This window comes from Escherichia sp. WS2035, assembly GCF_046487065.1.
Taxonomy (GTDB): Bacteria; Pseudomonadota; Gammaproteobacteria; order Enterobacterales; family Enterobacteriaceae; genus Escherichia; species Escherichia coli.
This window is the reverse complement of the sequence record NZ_JBJQKD010000019.1, coordinates 26602-44591: the sequence shown is the minus strand read 5'-3', so window position 1 is coordinate 44591 and position 17990 is coordinate 26602. Positions and strand designations below refer to the sequence as shown.

General features: G+C 50.0%; 17 protein-coding genes and 1 pseudogene. 12 read left to right on the top strand and 6 right to left on the bottom strand.

Annotation, left to right across the window (positions count from 1 at the left end; translation table 11 throughout):
* Positions 1-36: 36 nt before the first annotated feature.
* The 6 genes from ACJHX4_RS23275 (at position 37) to patD (ending at position 7036) form a co-directional block, all read left to right on the top strand.
* Positions 37-1443, top strand: coding sequence for a PLP-dependent aminotransferase family protein (locus ACJHX4_RS23275; protein ID WP_000760639.1), 1407 nt, complete (start codon positions 37-39; stop codon positions 1441-1443).
* A gap of 244 nt (positions 1444-1687) precedes the next feature.
* Positions 1688-2833: a putative ABC transporter substrate-binding protein YdcS gene (ydcS, locus tag ACJHX4_RS23270; protein ID WP_000047436.1), complete on the top strand. Its 1146-nt coding sequence runs from the start codon at positions 1688-1690 to the stop codon at positions 2831-2833.
* Positions 2834-2850: 17 nt separating this feature from the next.
* Positions 2851-3864 carry an ABC transporter ATP-binding protein gene (locus ACJHX4_RS23265; RefSeq protein WP_000220422.1) on the top strand — a complete coding sequence of 338 codons (1014 nt, stop codon included), beginning with the start codon at positions 2851-2853 and terminating at the stop codon, positions 3862-3864.
* The gene (locus ACJHX4_RS23260; RefSeq protein ID WP_001251325.1) at positions 3865-4806 is read left to right on the top strand and encodes an ABC transporter permease; all 942 of its coding nucleotides are present in this window, start codon (positions 3865-3867) and stop codon (positions 4804-4806) included.
* The gene (locus ACJHX4_RS23255; RefSeq protein ID WP_000555458.1) at positions 4796-5590 is read left to right on the top strand and encodes an ABC transporter permease; all 795 of its coding nucleotides are present in this window, start codon (positions 4796-4798) and stop codon (positions 5588-5590) included. Before ACJHX4_RS23260 ends, ACJHX4_RS23255 begins: the two co-directional genes overlap by 11 nt.
* A 21-nt stretch (positions 5591-5611) precedes the next feature.
* Entirely contained in the window at positions 5612-7036 is a 1425-nt protein-coding gene (patD, locus tag ACJHX4_RS23250) for an aminobutyraldehyde dehydrogenase (protein ID WP_001163910.1), read from the top strand.
* A gap of 96 nt (positions 7037-7132) precedes the next feature.
* Here the strand turns inward: patD and yncL are convergent, their stop codons facing one another.
* Positions 7133-7228 carry a stress response membrane protein YncL gene (gene yncL, locus ACJHX4_RS23245; protein WP_001303494.1) on the bottom strand — a complete coding sequence of 32 codons (96 nt, stop codon included), beginning with the start codon at positions 7226-7228 and terminating at the stop codon, positions 7133-7135.
* A gap of 195 nt (positions 7229-7423) precedes the next feature.
* On the opposite strand from yncL, the gene ortT reads away from it, so the two are divergent.
* Both ortT and ydcY read left to right on the top strand, forming a co-directional pair.
* Positions 7424-7597 (top strand): orphan toxin OrtT, encoded by a 174-nt coding sequence (gene ortT, locus ACJHX4_RS23240; protein WP_001468162.1) that lies wholly within the window; start codon positions 7424-7426, stop codon positions 7595-7597.
* A gap of 85 nt (positions 7598-7682) precedes the next feature.
* Positions 7683-7916, top strand: a complete 234-nt coding sequence (gene ydcY / locus ACJHX4_RS23235) for a DUF2526 family protein YdcY (protein ID WP_000018631.1) — start codon at positions 7683-7685, stop codon at positions 7914-7916.
* On the opposite strand, the gene ACJHX4_RS23230 is transcribed toward ydcY, so the two are convergent.
* Positions 7917-8366: a DMT family transporter gene (locus ACJHX4_RS23230; RefSeq protein ID WP_001076540.1), complete on the bottom strand. Its 450-nt coding sequence runs from the start codon at positions 8364-8366 to the stop codon at positions 7917-7919.
* Positions 8363-8881: a GNAT family N-acetyltransferase gene (locus ACJHX4_RS23225; RefSeq protein ID WP_000027563.1), complete on the bottom strand. Its 519-nt coding sequence runs from the start codon at positions 8879-8881 to the stop codon at positions 8363-8365. The genes ACJHX4_RS23230 and ACJHX4_RS23225 overlap by 4 nt, the downstream gene beginning before the upstream one ends.
* Positions 8882-9117: 236 nt before the next feature.
* On the opposite strand from ACJHX4_RS23225, the pseudogene ACJHX4_RS23220 reads away from it, so the two are divergent.
* Positions 9118-9285 (top strand): annotated as a pseudogene (locus ACJHX4_RS23220) (GntR family transcriptional regulator); the annotation flags it as partial.
* Positions 9286-9361: 76 nt separating this feature from the next.
* Here the strand turns inward: ACJHX4_RS23220 and pqqU are convergent.
* Positions 9362-11464, bottom strand: a complete 2103-nt coding sequence (pqqU, locus tag ACJHX4_RS23215; RefSeq protein WP_000689332.1) for a TonB-dependent receptor PqqU — start codon at positions 11462-11464, stop codon at positions 9362-9364.
* Positions 11465-11705: 241 nt separating this feature from the next.
* On the opposite strand from pqqU, the gene ACJHX4_RS23210 reads away from it, so the two are divergent.
* Entirely contained in the window at positions 11706-12767 is a 1062-nt protein-coding gene (locus ACJHX4_RS23210; protein ID WP_000550656.1) for a YncE family protein, read from the top strand.
* Positions 12768-12879: 112 nt separating this feature from the next.
* On the opposite strand, the gene ansP is transcribed toward ACJHX4_RS23210, so the two are convergent.
* Entirely contained in the window at positions 12880-14379 is a 1500-nt protein-coding gene (ansP, locus tag ACJHX4_RS23205) for an L-asparagine permease (protein WP_001296060.1), read from the bottom strand.
* An 811-nt stretch (positions 14380-15190) separates the two neighbouring features.
* Here ansP and ACJHX4_RS23200 point away from each other — a divergent pair.
* A complete protein-coding gene (locus tag ACJHX4_RS23200; protein ID WP_000420759.1) occupies positions 15191-16327 on the top strand; it encodes an ISAs1-like element ISEc1 family transposase in 1137 nt (378 codons plus the stop codon).
* 70 nt (positions 16328-16397) lie between these two features.
* On the opposite strand, the gene ACJHX4_RS23195 is transcribed toward ACJHX4_RS23200, so the two are convergent.
* Positions 16398-16967, bottom strand: coding sequence for a flavin reductase family protein (locus ACJHX4_RS23195; RefSeq protein ID WP_000077275.1), 570 nt, complete (start codon positions 16965-16967; stop codon positions 16398-16400).
* A gap of 174 nt (positions 16968-17141) precedes the next feature.
* Between ACJHX4_RS23195 and nhoA the strand changes: the two genes are divergently transcribed.
* On the top strand, positions 17142-17987 hold the full coding sequence (gene nhoA / locus ACJHX4_RS23190) for an N-hydroxyarylamine O-acetyltransferase (protein ID WP_000187880.1): 846 nt from the start codon (positions 17142-17144) through the stop codon (positions 17985-17987).
* Positions 17988-17990: the final 3 nt, after the last annotated feature.

The following is a 17990-nucleotide window of genomic DNA, read 5'->3' as shown; positions in this document are numbered from 1 at the left end:
ACTGCCGAATCATCTGCACATAATTACGATTCGATAATGAAAAAATACCAGCAGCTTGCAGAACAATTACGCGAGCAGATTGCGTCGGGTATCTGGCAACCCGGCGATCGTTTGCCTTCGTTGCGTGACCAGGTGGCGCTTTCTGGCATGAGCTTTATGACTGTCAGCCATGCCTATCAGTTGCTCGAAAGTCAGGGATATATTATCGCGCGACCGCAATCGGGTTATTACGTTGCGCCACAGGCAATAAAAATGCCGAAAGCGACAGTCATTCCAGTCACACGAGATGAAGCAGTCGATATCAACACCTATATTTTTGATATGTTGCAGGCCAGTCGCGATCCGTCGGTAGTTCCGTTTGCCTCGGCCTTTCCCGACCCGCGACTTTTCCCCCTCCAACAACTAAACCGCTCGCTGGCGCAGGTAAGCAAAACCGCCACGGCGATGAGCGTGATTGAAAACTTACCGCCAGGAAACGCAGAACTGCGTCAGGCTATTGCTCGTCGCTATGCCTTACAGGGCATCACCATTTCTCCTGATGAAATTGTCATTACCGCCGGGGCGTTAGAGGCATTAAACCTCAGTTTGCAAGCGGTAACTGAACCGGGCGATTGGGTGATAGTAGAGAATCCTTGTTTCTACGGCGCGTTGCAGGCGCTGGAGCGGTTACGGCTGAAGGCGTTATCGGTAGCGACGGATATTAAAGAAGGGATCGATCTTCAGGCGCTGGAACTGGCGTTGCAGGAGTATCCGGTGAAAGCGTGCTGGCTGATGACTAATAGCCAGAACCCACTTGGATTTACCTTAACGCCGCAGAAAAAAGTGCGGCTGGTAGCGTTGCTCAATCAGTACAACGTAACGCTGATTGAAGATGACGTTTATAGCGAACTTTATTTTGGACGGGAAAAACCGCTGCCTGCGAAAGCGTGGGATCGCCACGATGGTGTTTTGCATTGCTCTTCGTTTTCGAAATGTCTGGTGCCTGGTTTTCGTATTGGTTGGGTCGCCGCCGGAAAACATGCACGTAAAATTCAACGCTTGCAGTTGATGAGTACGCTTTCCACCAGCTCACCGATGCAGCTTGCGCTGGTGGATTACCTTTCTACTCGCCGATACGATGCTCATCTTCGTCGCCTGCGTCGCCAGCTTGCGGAACGTAAACAACGCGCCTGGCAGGCTTTGCTGCGTTATCTGCCTGCGGAAGTCAAAATTCATCACAATGACAGCGGTTATTTTCTCTGGCTGGAGCTCCCCGAGCCGTTAGATGCAGGAGAATTAAGCCTGGTGGCACTGACGCATCATATCAGTATTGCGCCGGGTAATATGTTTTCTACCGGTGAAAACTGGTCACGTTTTTTTCGTTTTAATACCGCGTGGCAGTGGGGAGAACGTGAAGAACAGGCGGTAAAACAATTAGGCAAACTTATTCAAGAACGGCTGTAATAGCGTTTAATTTAATTCCTCTCAGGTTGGGTAATATGAATTTCGAATAGCAGTCATATATCCTAACTCCTTGTCTATACTCCAGAAGATAACCTTACAGACGGCATAATGCGCGGTAGCTCACAACCTGATTAAATTTTCTCAGGGCCGAAGGTGTGCCTGCAAGCCGCCGTCTATGGTTAAACAAGGAGATATTTTTACGGCACGGCGGCTGAACAATTAATTACGACAGGAGTAAGACCTTATGAGCAAGACATTTGCCCGCAGCAGCCTGTGTGCGCTCAGCATGACAATAATGACCGCTCACGCCGCCGAACCGCCTACCAATTTAGAGAATCCGGAAGGGCGACTGGATATTATCGCCTGGCCGGGATACATCGAACGCGGACAAACTGATAAACAGTACGACTGGGTAACGCAATTCGAAAAAGAGACAGGCTGCGCGGTGAATGTTAAAACCGCCGCGACTTCCGATGAAATGGTCAGTCTGATGGCCAAAGGGGGTTACGATCTGGTTACGGCATCCGGCGATGCCTCGCTGCGTTTGATTATGGGCAAACGCGTGCAGCCAATTAATACCGCCTTGATTCCCAACTGGAAAACGCTCGATCCGCGCGTGGTTAAAGGCGACTGGTTTAACGTTAGTGGCAAAGTTTATGGCACACCTTACCAATGGGGTCCGAACCTGTTGATGTACAACACTAAAACCTTCCCGACGCCGCCGGATAGCTGGCAAGTGGTTTTTGTTGAGCAGAATCTGCCGGACGGCAAGAGCAATAAAGGCCGCGTTCAGGCTTATGATGGCCCTATCTACATTGCGGACGCTGCGTTGTTCGTTAAAGCCACTCAGCCGCAGTTGGGCATCAGTGATCCGTATCAACTCACCGAAGAACAGTACCAGGCGGTGCTGAAAGTGCTGCGCGATCAACATAGTTTGATCCATCGCTACTGGCATGACACTACCGTGCAAATGAGCGATTTCAAAAACGAGGGTGTGGTTGCTTCCAGTGCATGGCCCTATCAGGCCAACGCCCTGAAAGCCGAAGGCCAGCCTGTCGCTACCGTTTTCCCGAAGGAGGGCGTTACCGGTTGGGCTGACACCACCATGCTACATAGCGAAGCGAAACATCCGGTTTGCGCCTACAAATGGATGAACTGGTCATTAACCCCAAAAGTGCAGGGCGATGTGGCGGCCTGGTTTGGCTCGTTACCAGTAGTGCCGCAAGGGTGTAAAGCCAGTCCGTTATTAGGCGAGAAAGGTTGTGAAACAAACGGTTTTAACTATTTCGATAAAATCGCCTTCTGGAAAACGCCTGTAGCAGAAGGGGGCAAGTTTGTTCCCTACAGTCGCTGGACGCAGGATTACATTGCCATTATGGGCGGTCGCTAACTTCGCTGGGGTGTTTTATGACGTACGCAGTGGAGTTTGACAACGTCTCACGGTTGTACGGTGACGTGCGCGCAGTAGATGGCGTCAGTATTGCGATAAAAGATGGTGAGTTCTTCTCTATGCTGGGGCCGTCCGGCTCCGGCAAAACCACTTGCCTGCGCCTGATTGCTGGATTCGAACAGCTTTCCGGCGGGGCTATCTCTATTTTTGGTACGCCCGCCAGCAATCTGCCACCGTGGGAGCGGGACGTGAATACTGTCTTCCAGGACTACGCGCTATTTCCGCATATGTCGATTCTTGACAACGTAGCCTACGGGCTGATGGTCAAAGGCGTGAATAAAAAGCAGCGGCATGCAATGGCGCAAGAGGCGCTTGAGAAAGTGGCGTTGGGGTTTGTACAGCAACGTAAACCGTCACAACTTTCTGGTGGTCAGCGCCAGCGGGTTGCTATCGCCAGAGCACTGGTGAACGAACCGCGTGTGTTGTTGCTGGATGAACCGCTCGGCGCGCTGGATCTCAAATTGCGAGAGCAAATGCAGCTTGAGCTGAAAAAGCTGCAACAGTCTCTCGGTATCACTTTTATCTTCGTTACCCACGATCAGGGCGAAGCGTTATCGATGTCCGATCGGGTGGCGGTTTTCAATAATGGACGCATTGAACAGGTCGATTCTCCGCGCGATCTCTATATGCGCCCGCGCACGCCGTTTGTTGCGGGATTCGTCGGGACATCCAACGTTTTTGATCCGCTAATGGCCGAGAAACTTTGTGGCATGACGGGAAGCTTCGCACTACGACCGGAACATATCCGCCTCAACACCCATGGCGAAATGCAGGCTAATGGCACGATCCAGGCGGTGCAATATCAGGGCGCAGCGACCCGTTTTGAACTGAAATTGAACGGCGGTGAAAAACTGCTGGTGAGTCAGGCCAATATGACAGGCGAAGAGCTACCTGCCACGCTCACGCCCGGACAACAGGTGATGGTTTCCTGGTCACGTGATGTGATGGTGGCGCTGGTTGAGGAGAGGTGAATGGCGATGAACGTATTGCAATCACCTTCACGTCCAGGTCTGGGTAAGGTGTCCGGTTTCTTCTGGCGTAATCCGGGGCTGGGGCTGTTTTTGCTGCTGCTTGGCCCGCTAATGTGGTTTGGCATTGTCTATTTCGGCTCGCTGCTGACGCTGTTATGGCAGGGCTTTTATACCTTTGACGATTTCACCATGTCGGTAACGCCGGAACTGACGCTGGCGAATATCCGCGCGCTGTTTAATCCGGCGAATTACGACATCATTGTCCGCACGCTGACCATGGCTGTGGCAGTCACTATCGCCAGCGCCATTCTGGCTTTTCCAATGGCGTGGTATATGGCGCGCTATACCAGCGGGAAAATGAAAGCGTTTTTTTATATCGCGGTAATGTTGCCGATGTGGGCGAGCTACATTGTTAAAGCCTATGCCTGGACGTTATTGCTGGCAAAAGATGGCGTGGCGCAGTGGTTTTTACAACATCTGGGGCTGGAACCACTGCTGACTGCGTTCCTCACGCTACCGGCGGTGGGAGGTAATACGCTGTCAACTTCCGGGCTGGGGCGCTTTCTGGTGTTTCTCTATATCTGGTTGCCGTTCATGATCCTCCCGGTGCAGGCGGCGCTTGAGCGTTTGCCGCCGTCATTGTTGCAGGCGTCGGCTGATCTTGGCGCACGTCCACGACAAACCTTTCGCTATGTGGTGCTGCCGCTGGCAATCCCGGGTATTGCCGCTGGCTCTATCTTTACCTTCTCACTCACGCTGGGCGATTTTATTGTCCCGCAGCTGGTTGGCCCTCCAGGATATTTTATCGGCAATATGGTTTATTCCCAGCAGGGGGCGATTGGCAATATGCCGATGGCGGCGGCATTCACCCTGGTGCCGATTGTTCTCATCGCACTTTACCTGGCGTTCGTGAAACGTCTGGGAGCGTTCGATGCACTCTGAACGCGCACCGTTTTTCCTCAAACTGGCGGCCTGGGGCGGCGTGGTTTTCCTACATTTTCCCATCCTGATTATCGCTGCCTATGCGTTTAACACTGAAGATGCGGCGTTTAGTTTTCCACCGCAAGGCCTGACGCTGCGCTGGTTTAGCGTGGCAGCACAGCGTAGTGATATCCTTGATGCCGTGACACTGTCACTTAAAGTGGCGGCGCTGGCGACATTAATCGCGCTGGTGTTAGGGACGCTGGCAGCTGCCGCGCTGTGGCGACGAGACTTTTTCGGCAAAAACGCCATTTCGCTGTTACTGTTGCTGCCCATTGCGCTGCCGGGCATTGTCACTGGTCTGGCGCTATTAACCGCCTTTAAAACCATCAATCTGGAGCCAGGATTTTTCACCATCGTGGTCGGTCATGCGACTTTTTGCGTAGTGGTGGTGTTTAACAATGTCATCGCCCGTTTTCGCCGCACCTCGTGGAGTCTGGTTGAGGCGTCAATGGATCTTGGGGCCAATGGCTGGCAAACCTTCCGCTACGTAGTGTTGCCGAATCTCAGTTCGGCGTTACTGGCTGGAGGAATGCTGGCGTTTGCCTTGTCGTTCGATGAAATCATCGTGACGACTTTTACGGCAGGTCATGAACGAACGTTACCGTTGTGGTTGCTCAATCAGCTTGGGCGACCGCGTGATGTACCGGTAACCAACGTGGTGGCACTGCTGGTTATGTTGGTAACAACCTTGCCGATCCTGGGGGCCTGGTGGCTAACCCGCGAAGGCGACAATGGTCAATAACCACTGATACAGGAATATGCTATGCAACATAAGTTACTGATTAACGGAGAACTGGTTAGCGGCGAAGGGGAAAAACAGCCTGTCTATAATCCGGCAACGGGGGACGTTTTACTGGAGATTGCCGAGGCATCCGCAGAGCAGGTCAATGCTGCTGTGCGCGCGGCAGATGCAGCATTTGCCGAATGGGGGCAAACCACGCCAAAAGCGCGTGCGGAATGCCTGCTGAAACTGGCTGATGTTATCGAAGAAAATGGTCAGGTTTTTGCCGAACTGGAGTCCCGTAATTGTGGCAAACCGCTGCATAGTGCGTTCAATGATGAAATTCCGGCGATTGTCGATGTCTTTCGCTTTTTCGCCGGTGCGGCGCGCTGCCTGAATGGTCTGGCGGCAGGTGAATATCTTGAAGGTCATACTTCGATGATCCGTCGCGATCCGTTGGGGGTCGTGGCTTCTATCGCACCGTGGAATTATCCGCTGATGATGGCTGCGTGGAAACTGGCTCCGGCGCTGGCGGCAGGGAACTGCGTAGTGCTTAAACCATCAGAAATTACCCCGCTGACCGCGTTGAAGTTGGCAGAGCTGGCGAAAGATATCTTCCCGGCTGGCGTGATTAACGTGCTGTTTGGCAGAGGCAAAACGGTGGGCGATCCGCTGACCGGACATCCCAAAGTGCGGATGGTGTCGCTGACGGGTTCTATCGCCACTGGGGAACACATCATCAGCCATACCGCGCCGTCCATTAAGCGTACTCATATGGAACTTGGTGGCAAAGCGCCAGTGATTGTTTTTGATGATGCGGATATTGAAGCTGTGGTCGAAGGTGTACGTACTTTTGGCTATTACAATGCCGGACAGGATTGTACTGCGGCTTGTCGGATCTACGCGCAAAAAGGCATTTACGATACGCTGGTGGAAAAACTCGGTGCTGCGGTGGCAACGTTAAAATCGGGTTCGCCGGATGACGAGTCTACGGAGCTTGGACCTTTAAGCTCGCTGGCGCATCTCGAACGCGTCAGCAAGGCGGTAGAAGAGGCGAAAGCGACAGGGCACATCAAAGTGATCACTGGCGGTGAAAAGCGCAAGGGTAATGGCTATTACTATGCGCCGACGCTGCTGGCTGGCGCATTACAGGATGATGCCATCGTGCAAAAAGAGGTATTTGGTCCGGTAGTGAGTGTTACGCTCTTCGACAGCGAAGAACAGGTGGTGAACTGGGCGAATGACAGTCAGTACGGACTTGCATCTTCGGTATGGACGAAAGATGTGGGCAGGGCGCATCGCGTCAGCGCGCGGCTGCAATATGGTTGTACCTGGGTCAATACCCATTTCATGCTGGTAAGTGAAATGCCGCACGGTGGGCAGAAACTTTCTGGTTACGGCAAGGATATGTCACTTTATGGGCTGGAGGATTACACCGTCGTCCGCCACGTCATGGTTAAACATTAAGGATAATATTGCAGATCGTAAGAGTATGAGATGATCTTGCGTACTGTCAGAGCACTGATTTCTCTGACAGTACGTGCTGCGTGCAAAATCACTACATCAAATAAACCAGCCAAATCTCATAGAGATAAGAGTAAACAAACCAACAGCAGCAAAGACATTTATCAGTACTACAGTTCTACTGGAAACATTCATTTTTGCCACCTTTTATCATTGCCCCTATGTGTATAGTACGGGTTAAGAAAATCCGCAATAATACTCATTCTGAAGATGGATAAGGGCAAGTTGCTGTTTGATGATTTTTTCTCAAACTGGTGAAAAAAACTTGATGCACGTCAAAAAATGACGCATATTTGCGCGCGTTTTATTCATCTGGCTGGACGCCCGTACATGTCTCTCTATCAACACATGCTTGTTTTCTATGCGGTTATGGCAGCAATCGCATTTCTTATCACCTGGTTTCTTTCTCATGATAAGAAACGCATCCGTCTCTTAAGCGCCTTTCTGGTGGGGGCAACATGGCCGATGAGTTTCCCGGTGGCGCTGTTGTTTTCTCTGTTTTAAATCTTATGCACTGGCTTGACGGCACCACGCAGACTTATATCATTTGGATGAATCGATAAATTTCACAAGTGGCTAAGGAGAAAGTATGTCGCATCTGGATGAAGTCATCGCGCGCGTGGATGCCGCGATTGAAGAGAGCGTCATTGCCCATATGAACGAATTATTAATCGCCCTGAGCGATGACGCGGAGTTAAGTCGGGAAGATCGCTACACCCTGCAGCAGCGTTTGCGCACCGCTATTGCTCATCACGGTCGCAAACATAAAGAAGATATGGAAGCGCGCCACGAACAGTTAACCAAAGGCGGTACCATCCTCTGATTAAAATGAGCGTCTGGCCACCAGCCAGGCGCCAACCACAAGTAAAATTGCGCCACAAATTGGGCCGATCAACGCCCGAAGTGGTACGCCATGGCTGCGGAAGATATCCAGCACCAGACCGCCAATCAGCTGGCTGGCGACCAGTACTGCAATAGTTGTCGCCGCTCCCACATTCTGATATCCGCTGATACTGGCGAAGACAAAAAACGATCCCAGCAAGCCAGGTATAAGTGTCCACCAGCGCACGCTGGACACCAGTTCGCCAAACCCCGCCATGCCTTGTTTAAACCATAAAATAGAAACAAAGAGCACAATCCCCACCAGTGAGTTCAGCAACATGGCGATGAGAATGGTAGAGGAGGTCTGGGTGATGCGCACCATCAGCGTGTTCTGGACTACCAGACCAATCCCGGCTGCAATCAAAAAGGCAAGGGTAAGTGACTGATTCATCCAATCGCGTCCGGTTCAGTGCGCTCGTCGAGTTGCAACTGCATAAATGTCAGATCCAGCCAGCGCCCAAATTTAGTGCCTACCTGCGGCATTTGCGCGGTGACGACAAATCCCAGCGACTGGTGCAGATGCAGCGAGGCCTGATTTTGCGATTCGATCCCGGCGACCATGACATGCTTCCCGCAATCCCGCGCTTCATCAATTAATCGGCTTAACAATTTACGCCCCAGACCTTTCCCCTGATGATCGGGATGGACATAAACCGAATGTTCCACGGTATGGCGAAAACCATCAAAACTACGCCAGTCGCCAAACGAGGCATATCCCGTCACTACGCCATCTTCTTCACTCACCAGCACCGGATAACCTGCTATGGTCCGCGCTTCAAACCAGGCAATGCGGTTATCCGCATCCACCGTTTGGTCATTCCAGATAGCCGCCGTATACAACACGGCGTGGTTATAAATTTCCGCAATTGCAGCACAGTCGGCTTTGCGGGCAAAACGGATGGACATGTCTGGCCTCGATAAAATAATGATGATGATGTTATCAATACTATCGAAAACAGCCCGAAGCAACGGATTCCTCTATGAAATTATTGCGTGTTGCAGAGGGGATGTGACGGCTGCAAACAAAACCAATCCTGTGAGCCTGCTACTATTGATGGATTCATGCCAAAAGCACAGGAGAGCATTATGGGGCAACAAACGCAGCGTAACCGATGTTGGGTTCTGTCCTCGCGTCCGCATGGCGCGCCGGTTCCTTACGTCTGGTTTCGGTAAATGCGCTCTTTGTCGCACCAGCGCAAGCATTTACAGTTCCGGAAGTGGGAAAACGTCAATTAAATGAAATCAATCGGATCCGCTACGAACTGGAGTTAATGGCAGTTGCTCTGGCTGTCGAAAACCTCACTATGCAAAAAAACGTTGCTATGTTGTGCCAGCAATACAGCCGATAAATAAAATACGCCCGGCAAATACCGGGCTTAAAGATAATTACTCAAATCGCCACGCAATATTTATGCCGACACCATAATTTCGTCCGGGCGCAGGTTCGTAATATCGCCCGTTTGACTCATTGACAATGACAGAACCAACGTATTCTTTATCGAATAAATTATCGACACGACCAAATAAATCCACGGTTAAATTGTGGTAATTGTATTTATACCCGGTGAATAAGCCGACGAGTGTATAAGAAGGCGCTTTGGCCGTATTTTCATCATCTGCCATAATATCGCCCATATAACGCGCTTCCGTGCCTGCATACCAACCATCTTCCGGTATATAACCTATCGACGCAAAGCCCATATTACGGGCGATCCCTGGCATCCGGTTACCGTTACAATCCTGTTCATTGCAGACATTGCTGCGATAGGTCGCATCAAGCCAGGTCCAGGACGCTTTTACGCGAAAATCTCCCGCGAAACGTTGATCCCATGCCAGTTCAGCGCCTTGACGACGGGTCTTTCCGGCATTTTTGTAAGTCGTACGCCCACCGCTACTGCTATCGACAACAATTTCATCATCGGTGTCGGTCTGGAACAATGCGAGACTAAGCAGTCCATCACCAATACGCGTTTTACTGCCGATCTCAATTGTATCGTTGGTGGAGGGTTTTAAACCAAAGTTCATACCGCTTTGTCCATCAGCGCGATAAGACAGTTCATTAATCGTCGGCGTTTCAAAACCGCGCCCGGCTGCCAGATAGACATTCCAGGCATCGGTCATTGCATATTTTAACGATCCGGCAGGTAGCCATTTGTGATAACTGGCATCACCGCTGTCATCGCCGTTACCCGGAGTAACGTAATGATCGTTGGAATCAAACCACACGGAGCTGTAGCGCACGCCAGCATCCAGCGAAAGTTTGTCGGTCAGTTGCCACTGGGTTTGTAAATAGGGATCGACGTTCCACATCAAATTGCGTTCGTCGCGGCGCAACTCACCTTTTTGCCCGTATTCCGGCACGCCGCGATTCAGGCGGAAGTTATTGTAACCCTTGCGGTTTTCACTCATGTTTTCGTAGTTCAGGCCGGTTGTGAACGTGACTGGAACGCCCAGTTCACCACGGTGTGTCCAGCGGCTGTCTATCCCCTGGTAATGGCGTTGCAGGGTAATCACGCCGCCCGCATGTGACGGGTTAAGTTGCGGGGCCATGGGGATTGACTGGTACTGGGTCGTTTCTCGCTCTCCGGCATACATCATCACACTCATATCATCTTGTGCGCTCAGGCTACGCTCATAGCGCAACCCAGCCTGAGTTTGCTTGATGGTTTTTCGCATGTCGTACTGTTCTGCACGAGGCGCTTGTTGTGGATTCGCCTTCCATTCTGCTTCGGTTAGCCCACCTGGGTCATCTGCTTTGATATCCACACTATTGAAAATCAGGCTTAATTTGCTGGCGTCATCAATGCGTACGCCCAGTTTGGCATTGGCTAAATTTTTCTGTGCGCCACTATGGTCACGATAGCCGTGGGTCGTAAAACGTGTGGTTGCGACGGTGTAATCGACATCGCCGGGTTGTGTGCCGTCGCCCGTTGCGCCCGTTGCTTTCAGCCCATAGCGCCAGCTGCCAAAACTGCCGTAGTAACTACTGGCTTCAATGGTTGGTGGCTGTTGTCCGGTCTGGGTGGTGACATTCATTACACCGCCAGACGCGTTGCCATACAGAGCAGAGAAGGGGCCACGCAGCACTTCCACATTTTGCACACTGCTTAAATCGATGTTAGATGTCTGCCCTTGTCCGTCGGGCATGGTAGCGGGAATACCGTCCACATACAGGCGAATACCGCGAATTCCGTAAGTGGAGCGGGAGCCAAATCCGCGAATCGACAGCTGTAAATCTTGCGCATAGTTCTGTCGGTTTTGTACCTGTAAACCAGGCACTCCGGTCAGTGATTCAGACAAGTTAATGCGCGGTGTTGCCAGGCGCATCTCCTCGCCATCCACCACGCTCACGGCTGCTGGGGTATCCAGTTCTGAAACCACCTGCGGTGCGGCACTGACAATCATGGTCTGTTCATCAGCGGCAAAAACAACGGGGGAAAGGACAAGCAGTGCGGGCAAAACGGTCTGTCGGACGGAAAAAATCTTCATGAAAAAAGCCAGGTTAAGAATGGGAAAACACCGTCATGGTAATAAAATTGTAAATTTATGGAAAACAAAACGGCACAATACGTTAAGTAATTGAGAAAATTGTAGTCATAACGGTAAGAAATGCTCCACATTTGAGAAAATAATGATTACCATTCCCATTTATAACAAGGGCGTAACGATGATTACGCTTAGCGAAGCATTGTGAAGCAGCAAAAATATCGGTTCATCAAAGGGAGTCGTCATGCATTTACGTCATCTGTTTTCATCGCGCCTGCGTGGTTCATTACTGTTAGGTTCATTGCTCGTTGCTTCATCATTCAGTACGCAGGCCGCAGAAGAAATGCTGCGTAAAGCGGTAGGTAAAGGTGCCTACGAAATGGCTTATAGCCAGCAAGAAAACGCGCTGTGGATTGCCACTTCGCAAAGCCGCAAACTGGATAAAGGCGGCGTGGTTTATCGTCTTGATCCGGTTACTCTGGAAGTGACGCAGGCGATCCATAACGATCTCAAGCCGTTTGGTGCCACCATCAATAACACGACTCAGACGTTGTGGTTTGGTAACACCGTAAATAGTGCGGTCACGGCGATAGATGCCAAAACGGGCGAAGTGAAAGGACGTCTGGTGCTGGATGATCGTAAGCGCACGGAAGAGGTACGCCCGTTGCAACCACGTGAGCTGGTAGCTGACGATACCACGAACACCGTTTACATCAGTGGTATTGGTAAAGAGAGCGTGATTTGGGTCGTTGATGGCGAGAATATCAAACTGAAAACCGCCATCCAGAACACCGGTAAAATGAGTACCGGTCTGGCGCTGGATAGCAAAGGCAAACGTCTTTACACCACTAACGCTGACGGCGAATTGATTACCATCGACACCACCGACAATAAAATCCTCAGCCGTAAAAAGCTGCTGGATGACGGCAAAGAGCACTTCTTTATCAACATCAGCCTTGATACCACCAATCAGCGTGCATTTATCACCGATTCTAAAGCGGCAGAAGTGTTAGTGGTCGATACCCGTAATGGCAATATTCTGGCGAAGGTTGCGGCACCGGAATCACTGGCTGTGCTGTTTAACCCAGCGCGTAATGAAGCCTACGTGACGCATCGTCAGGCAGGTAAAGTCAGTGTGATTGACGCGAAAAGCTATAAAGTGGTGAAAACGTTCGATACGCCGACTCATCCGAACAGTCTGGCGCTGTCTGCCGATGGCAAAACGCTGTATGTCAGTGTGAAACAAAAATCCACTAAACAGCAGGAAGCTACCCAGCCGGACGATGTGATTCGTATTGCGCTGTAATAGATATGGCGAGGGTGAAAACGGAAAGAATTGCCTGACTTTTATCACGCCGCATCCGGCACCTTCGTCAGTAGTCTGAATTTGCCCGGCACGTAGCCGGGCAATTTTGCAATTAACTCGCCGTTTCAGGCTTAAACACAATGTCCTGTTTTTCTTCATCTTCCTCGACGACTGGCGCAGTGCTGTGAATTTCAGCAACGCGTTTGCGCACACCAAACCAGCCTATAACCAGCAGAATACCGATAATCGGCAGCGCCGCGATGGTATAAGTCCCGTTCGGGTAATCGAACGCCATCAGCACCAGGACACTCAGTAAAAACAGTAATGTCAGCCAGGAAGTGAAGGGCGCGCCAGGCAGTTTAAAACTGACATCCGCTGCTTTGCCTTCTTTAATCGCTTTACGCAGGCGCATCTGGCAAACGATGATAAACGCCCATGAAGCGATGATTCCCAGCGACGCGAAGTTCAACACAATCTCAAATACGCGTGACGGCACCAGATAGTTGAGGAATACGCCGACGACATACACAACCAGTGTCGCCAGAATCCCGGCATACGGCACATGCTGACGACTCATTTTCGCCATAAAACTCGGTGCGGAACCGCCCATCGCCATCGAGCGCAGAATACGCCCGGTGCAGTACAGACCTGAATTCAGGCTGGAGAGGGCAGCGGTCAGCACCACAATGTTCATAATGCTGCCTATATATGGCACACCCAGTTTAGAGAAAAACGTCACGAACGGACTTTGCCCCGCCTGATATGCGCTCCACGGCAATAACATAACCAGCAACACCACGGAGCCGACGTAAAACAGACCAATACGCCAAATCACACTGTTAATCGCTTTAGGTACCATGGTCTGCGGATCTTTACATTCTCCGGCCGCTGTACCCACCATTTCAATGGAGGCAAAAGCAAACACTACGCCCTGAATCAACACCAGCGCAGGCAGCAAACCGTGGGGGAAGAAGCCGCCATTATCGGTGATTAAATGAAAGCCAGTGGTGTTGCCATCCAGCGGCTGACCGCTACCGAGGAACACTGTACCCACGACCAAAAAGGTTACAATGGCGAGCACTTTAATAAGCGCAAACCAGAACTCCATCTCCGCAAACCATTTCACACCGATCATATTCATGGTGCCAACGATGGTCAGTGCAGCGAGCGCAAAGACCCACTGCGGCACGCCGCCAAACGCGCCCCAGTAATGCATATACAGAGCGACGGCGGTAATATCAACAATCCCCGTCATCGCCCAGTTGATGAAGTACATCCAGCCAGCAACATAAGCGGCCTTCTCACCCAAAAACTCACGGGCATAAGAGACAAAACTGCCACTGGAAGGGCGGTGTAACACCAGCTCACCCAATGCACGCAAAATAAAAAACGAAAACAGGCCGCAGATCAAATAGACCAGTGCCAGTGCGGGCCCCGCCATTTGCAGTCGCGCCCCCGCGCCTAAAAACAAACCCGTACCAATCGCGCCGCCAATGGCGATCATCTGTACCTGGCGATTGCCCATCGCTTTGTGATACCCCTCTTCGTGGGCATTAAGCCAGCGGCGTTTCGCGGCGTGTTGATCTGAAGTGTCGGTGTTGTGTTTACTCATTGCTCTCCCTGATTGCTTTAATGAAAAAGTCATATAAGTTGCCATGAACAATGTTTATTCATCCTGGCGATGACAAGATTCACCATTATTCTTTATGGGTATAACTGTCGGCGCAGAATCCTACCTTTTATCATGTAACGATGCAAAATAATCCCGCTATAAATATGTGGGGATAAAGTCGGCTGGCGACAAAATAGCAACCTGATGAAATTATGACGGAAACAACCACTATTGGTTTGATGATACCTGACTGCAGTCCTACTCTTGCGCCACTCGTTCGTCGCTCTGAACGCCAGTGGTTGCAGTGGACACTGGCGTGGTTGGCTCAATGAATAGTGAGGGGCTAGCACATGATGGGTTTCAGGGGTAATACGCCAAATACCAATACAATTGCTGATTAAATGAGCCAATTGCCGACATTACAGAAAAGGCTAAAAAATGTAAGAGGCATGTAGGGTGATAAACGCGCTATTGCCCAACAGGAGTTTCTGGAATTAGTCCTGTTCCATGGGCATTACAACTCTTAAAACATTACTTCAATATAATTAATGTGTATATCATTCTCAATATTAATTTATGAAGTGAATTTAATATATTCCGAATTCTTAATTTACATTACTAATGTATGGGGCATAACGTTAAGATGGCTATGTGCAGATTAAGATATCAGGGAAAGATCACGTAACGCTGCTTTTTTGTACTAAATAATTCGCATTTTATGTTTAAAAATTGAGATATTCCTCATTACCTGAAGCTGTTTTTTATTGCTTATACATGATCAAATACTCCTTACATAATTAAGGAGAACAAAATGGAACTTAAAAAATTGATGGAACATATTTCTATTATCCCCGATTACAGACAAGCCTGGAAAGTGGAACATAAATTATCGGATATTCTACTGTTGACTATTTGTGCCGTTATTTCGGGTGCAGAAGGCTGGGAAGATATAGAGGATTTTGGGGAAACACATCTCGATTTTTTGAAGCAATATGGTGATTTTGATAATGGTATTCCTGTTCACGATACCATTGCCAGAGTTGTATCCTGTATCAGTCCTGCAAAATTTCACGAGTGCTTTATTAACTGGATGCGTGACTGCCATTCTTCAGATGATAAAGACGTCATCGCAATTGATGGAAAAACACTCCGGCATTCTTATGACAAGAGTCGCCGCAAGGGAGCGATTCATGTCATTAGTGCGTTCTCAACAATGCACAGTCTGGTCATCGGACAGATCAGGACGGATGAGAAATCCAATGAAATTACACCTATCCCTGAACTTCTTAACATGCTGGATATTAAAGGAAAAATCATCACAACTGATGCGATGGGTTGCCAGAAAGATATTGCAGAGAAGATACAAAAACAGGGCGGTGATTATTTATTCGCTGTAAAAGGAAATCAGGGGCGGCTTAATAAAGCCTTTGAGGAAAAATTTCCACTGAAAGAATTAAATAATCCAGAACATGACAGTTACGCCATTAGTGAAAAGAGTCACGGCAGAGAAGAAATCCGTCTTCATATTGTTTGCGATGTCCCTGATGAACTTATTGATTTCACGTTCGAATGGAAAGGACTGAAGAAATTATGCGTGGCAGTCTCCTTTCGGTCCATAATAGCAGAACAAAAGAAAGAGCCAGAAATGACGGTCAGATATTATATCAGTTCTGCTGATTTAACCGCAGAGAAGTTCGCCACAGCAATCCGAAACCACTGGCACGTGGAGAATAAGCTGCACTGGCGTCTGGACGTGGTAATGAATGAAGACGACTGCAAAATAAGAAGAGGAAACGCCGCAGAATTATTTTCAGGGATACGGCACATCGCTATTAATATTTTAACGAATGATAAGGTATTCAAGGCAGGGTTAAGACGTAAGATGCGAAAAGCAGCCATGGACAGAAACTATCTCGCGTCAGTCCTTGCGGGGAGCGGGCTTTCGTAATCTTGCCCTGGCCGAAATCGCGCCCCAAATGGAGGCTTTGATAAAGAAACCCGGTTACAGCATGTAATGCTTAACCTGCCGTAACTCGCTTACCACTGGTAACAAACATGCCAGCACCTAAATGATGCAACGTATTGAGCTTATCATCATCAAACTGCCAGCGGCCTTCGACAAATACTCGTGCGTCTGCCGCTGCAGATACCACTTCGCCAAATAGCGTATCGTATTTTTCTTGCGCGGAAGTCGCAGGTAGCAGGCGACACTCCATCCACGCCAGACATTTTTCCTCGACCAGCGGCAAACCAAGCACCGGGCCTCTCACTACCGGAATGCCGTAGCAATTAAACTTATCTTCTTCACGACCCGACACACTTCCCACCGCCCACGTCCAGTTAGTCGCCGCAACGCCCGGGATAACGATGCCAAATTTACCGTTACCTTCAATCAACTCCCTGGTCCATGTCGATTTATCTACCACAATCGCCACGCGTGGCGGTTCAAACTCTACGGGCATCGACCAGGCTGCTGCCATAATGTTACGCCGCTGGGATTGCTCATCGAAACTGGTGATCATGACAGTTGGGCCATGATTTAACAGACAGCTGGCATGGTGTAATTCGACGGGAATGAATTGGCTCACGATATCGCCTCGCTATGAAGGGTGTTTTAAAAGCGTAGCTCGTAACGCAATAAGTAACGAAATTAACGGGATTGGCGATTTGCGAACGTGATGCATGTCCGCGATCGCACAAAATAGCCAGTGCGGCGTCTATTCCAGGTTATAAGTTGAGAAAACCACTAAGGGAAACGCCTGATGACGCCCATTCTGAATCATTATTTTGCCCGTATTAACTGGTTGGGAGCTGCTGCGGCCAATATTGATACGCTGCGTGCATTGCACCTGAAACACAATTGCACCATTCCGTTTGAAAATCTCGACGTTTTGCTGCCGAGGGAAATACAGCTTGATGATCAATCGCTGGAAGAGAAACTGGTGATAGCCCGTCGTGGCGGTTACTGTTTTGAGCAGAATGGCGTGTTTGAGCGGGTGTTACGCGAGCTGGGGTTTAACGTTCGCAGCTTGTTAGGTCGCGTAGTGTTATCAAATCCGCCAGCATTACCGCCGCGCACCCATCGTTTGCTGTTGGTGGAACTGGAAGGGGAAAAATGGATTGCTGATGTCGGTTTCGGTGGGCAGACGCTAACCGCGCCGATTCGTTTAATGCCGGATATCATGCAAACCACGCCACACGGAGAGTATCGGTTGTTGCAAGAGGGTGATGATTGGGTATTGCAGTTTAATCATCATCAGCACTGGCAGTCGATGTACCGTTTTGATCTCTGCGAGCAGCAACAAAGCGATTATGTGATAGGCAATTTCTGGTCGGCGCACTGGCCGCAGTCGCATTTTCGCCATCATTTGCTGATGTGTCGCCATTTGCCGGACGGTGGCAAGCTAACGCTGACCAATTTTCATTTTACCCATTATGAAAATGGGCACGCAGTTGAGCAGCGAAATCTACCAGATGTGGCGTCGTTATATGCCGTGATGCAGGAACAGTTTGGTCTGGGCGTAGATGATGCGAAACATGGCTTTACTGTGGATGAGTTAGCGCTGGTGATGGCGGCGTTTGATACGCACCCGGAGGCGGGAAAATAATTT

Coding starts and splice junctions, on each gene's coding strand:
- ACJHX4_RS23275 (WP_000760639.1), top strand. CDS start 37: ATGAAAAAATACCAGCAGCTTGCAGAACAATTACGCGAGCAGATTGCG.
- ydcS (WP_000047436.1), top strand. CDS start 1,688: ATGAGCAAGACATTTGCCCGCAGCAGCCTGTGTGCGCTCAGCATGACA.
- ACJHX4_RS23265 (WP_000220422.1), top strand. CDS start 2,851: ATGACGTACGCAGTGGAGTTTGACAACGTCTCACGGTTGTACGGTGAC.
- ACJHX4_RS23260 (WP_001251325.1), top strand. CDS start 3,865: ATGGCGATGAACGTATTGCAATCACCTTCACGTCCAGGTCTGGGTAAG.
- ACJHX4_RS23255 (WP_000555458.1), top strand. CDS start 4,796: ATGCACTCTGAACGCGCACCGTTTTTCCTCAAACTGGCGGCCTGGGGC.
- patD (WP_001163910.1), top strand. CDS start 5,612: ATGCAACATAAGTTACTGATTAACGGAGAACTGGTTAGCGGCGAAGGG.
- yncL (WP_001303494.1), bottom strand. CDS start 7,228: ATGAATGTTTCCAGTAGAACTGTAGTACTGATAAATGTCTTTGCTGCT.
- ortT (WP_001468162.1), top strand. CDS start 7,424: ATGTCTCTCTATCAACACATGCTTGTTTTCTATGCGGTTATGGCAGCA.
- ydcY (WP_000018631.1), top strand. CDS start 7,683: ATGTCGCATCTGGATGAAGTCATCGCGCGCGTGGATGCCGCGATTGAA.
- ACJHX4_RS23230 (WP_001076540.1), bottom strand. CDS start 8,366: ATGAATCAGTCACTTACCCTTGCCTTTTTGATTGCAGCCGGGATTGGT.
- ACJHX4_RS23225 (WP_000027563.1), bottom strand. CDS start 8,881: ATGTCCATCCGTTTTGCCCGCAAAGCCGACTGTGCTGCAATTGCGGAA.
- pqqU (WP_000689332.1), bottom strand. CDS start 11,464: ATGAAGATTTTTTCCGTCCGACAGACCGTTTTGCCCGCACTGCTTGTC.
- ACJHX4_RS23210 (WP_000550656.1), top strand. CDS start 11,706: ATGCATTTACGTCATCTGTTTTCATCGCGCCTGCGTGGTTCATTACTG.
- ansP (WP_001296060.1), bottom strand. CDS start 14,379: ATGAGTAAACACAACACCGACACTTCAGATCAACACGCCGCGAAACGC.
- ACJHX4_RS23200 (WP_000420759.1), top strand. CDS start 15,191: ATGGAACTTAAAAAATTGATGGAACATATTTCTATTATCCCCGATTAC.
- nhoA (WP_000187880.1), top strand. CDS start 17,142: ATGACGCCCATTCTGAATCATTATTTTGCCCGTATTAACTGGTTGGGA.